Genomic DNA, 2361 nt, shown 5'->3' on the forward strand with positions numbered 1-2361 from the left:
AGTGAAAATGGAATACCTTCGGTTGATTGTTTGTTTTCATCCCCCACGAAACCAAATAAAGGTTTTTTAGTAAAAGCATATTCCAGTGGTTTTTCTTTCTGCTGAGCCACACCATGAATGCGCTCATAAGCGGAGGTATATTCAGACGTTTCAACACTGTCACTCATTTTTGCTCGTACAGGATTCAAATCAACGTAAGCCATGCAAGTGAGTAACGCATCTTCATCAAGTAGTGCTTGAGACTTGAATCGTCCTTCCCAAAAACGACCAAAGCACTCATCTTCTTTATTGGCTTTACGTGCAATGAACTCGTTTAAACAACGCATAAACCATGAAATATCAGCGAGTCGACTCCGCCAATGTTCAATAATAGCCAATGCTGCTTTATTTTCTGCTTCTGATATTGTTTGCCCTGATTGCCAACGCTCAACTAATACAGGCTTGGAATACAACTGACACCAACGTTCACAAACTTCCTCATGGTTTAGATTGTTATTGAATGCTTCATCCACATGTAACACCAGATGGTAATGATTGGACATAATAGCGTAAGCACAAATATCAATACTAAACAGCGAAGCAAGGTAATGCATTCGCTCAACCACCCATTGACGCCTATGCTCAAAAGATTTTTGTGTGTATTTATCTTCTCCACATAAGTAAGCACGGCGAACACAGCGAGAAATACAATGGTAATAAGGTGTATCAGATAACGATACTTGCGATTGGCGAGATTGAGTCATAGCAAACTACCTCCAATATGCTGAAATAAGCCACTTTTAAAAGATAGTTTACGTTTTAAATTAACTCAAAGTAGATGGGTGTCCGCTACTTTTTTATTTGTACAATAAGACATAATTGAAAAAAGAGCGATAAACGCTCTTTTAGGAGAAATTCTACAGCCTCAACGCTTTGGTAACAGGACCATGCTGCGTAGTAATTTTGTGTGTAATAATGAGCGTAGCGAATACACACAAAGTTGTGAAGCAGTATGTGTCCTGTTAACCAACTTGTTATACGTTGCTACCATGCTAGTAGATAACAGTTGTATTAGTATTGCTGTTGTTTATATAGGTATCTGAAGTTGCTTGCCCTTGAGTTTTAGGGCCGCCCAAAACCTGCCAACCGATACCGACCAGTTTGCCGTCGTTAAATAAATAAGGGGTAAACTCATCATCAGTGGTTAAACCATCAGGTTGTCGTGCGGACCTCATATAATATATTTCAACTTTTACATCATTTTTTATATATTTTTCAGGTCTTTTTCTATTGCTCTTCGGTATTGATTCTTGAGTTGGGCTAAGTACGGCGAGCGCTTCCTGTTTTGTCATTCCTAGCTCGATTTGATCCGCAACCGTATCATATTTAGATATACCAGCATCTATTTGCATAGCTGAGCAGCCTGCTATGATTAATGCAGATATTAATATTAAAATTACTTTCATTTGATTTCCTCTATTTTCGTATAACGCCGCGCTCTGCGGCAAATTTGGAGCGCAGCGGAAAATTTGTCCGGCAGAAGCGCCTTGTTAGGTGCTTTGTCGATCACAACGCCCGAGCCTCAATAAAGACCCTCATATCATTAATCGACGCCTGTAATTGCTCATCTGTATATCTTGCATTATGAGTATTTTCTGGATGATGAATCTGATGGCGGATGTACTCGCTGACTATTTTTTGCTCAGACATTAAGTCTCCGTTTCTCTTAATTCTTATATATTTAATTGTCTCTTTTCCATCTTTGTAGTCAGCCAGTAGCTCTTCACTCTCAATAAATCCATACAACTCATTATGATATTCATCATTTGACTCTCCGAACGCCAAAAAATTAACCTCGTTCAAAGATGGATATGGAAGCTCGTTTCTCTCCACAGAAACAACTTCTTTAGATTGCTCACTCTTTATAAGCTTTAGATGATCAAACTGCAGCATTTTGACAATAGACGGACTATGAGTCGTCAATAGAACCTGAGTATTATCTGCTTTTGACAACTCGATAAATGCTTCAATCAGCTTTCTCTGGTGGCTAGGGTGTTGTGATGTTTCCGGCTCTTCAATTGCATAAATTATGTCAGGTACATTGTTTTCGGTTTTTCTTCTTTCAGCTTCTGCACGGAAGAAATTTAATAGCACAAGCCGCTTAACACCACTACCTCTTTTATTAATTGGAATTTCTTCGTCACCAGTGATTGATATGTCTCGTAAACCCGGACATCCATTCATTTACATTATGCTTAATATGCTATTTCTGTTATCCACACACCAAGTCAATTAATGGGAATAGTTGGGTAATAAAAGCTAATGCATAGAATTTATAAGTAAATAGCTAAAATTCATCAGTTTTTATATACAAGAAAGCTT

Annotated in this window: 3 protein-coding genes; all 3 read right to left on the bottom strand. The window is 38.2% G+C overall.

Features of this window, described 5'->3' with window-relative positions:
• Positions 1–743: transposase (locus tag E2R68_RS13760; RefSeq protein ID WP_134278252.1), on the bottom strand; the 743-nt coding region annotated here is incomplete at its 3' end.
• 288 nt (positions 744–1031) lie between these two features.
• On the bottom strand, positions 1032–1445 hold the full coding sequence (locus E2R68_RS13765; RefSeq protein ID WP_134278253.1) for a DUF3192 domain-containing protein: 414 nt from the start codon (positions 1443–1445) through the stop codon (positions 1032–1034).
• A gap of 100 nt (positions 1446–1545) precedes the next feature.
• Positions 1546–2223, bottom strand: coding sequence for an AAA family ATPase (locus tag E2R68_RS13770; RefSeq protein WP_134278254.1), 678 nt, complete (start codon positions 2221–2223; stop codon positions 1546–1548).
• Between the last annotated feature and the right edge of the window lie 138 nt (positions 2224–2361).

Origin of the sequence: Psychromonas algarum (assembly GCF_004376845.1) — a bacterium.
Lineage (GTDB): Bacteria > Pseudomonadota > Gammaproteobacteria > Enterobacterales > Psychromonadaceae > Psychromonas.

Excerpts from the sequence above, each read along its gene's own strand:
- E2R68_RS13765 (WP_134278253.1), bottom strand. The coding sequence starts at position 1,445 with ATGAAAGTAATTTTAATATTAATATCTGCATTAATCATAGCAGGCTGC.
- E2R68_RS13770 (WP_134278254.1), bottom strand. The coding sequence starts at position 2,223 with ATGAATGGATGTCCGGGTTTACGAGACATATCAATCACTGGTGACGAA.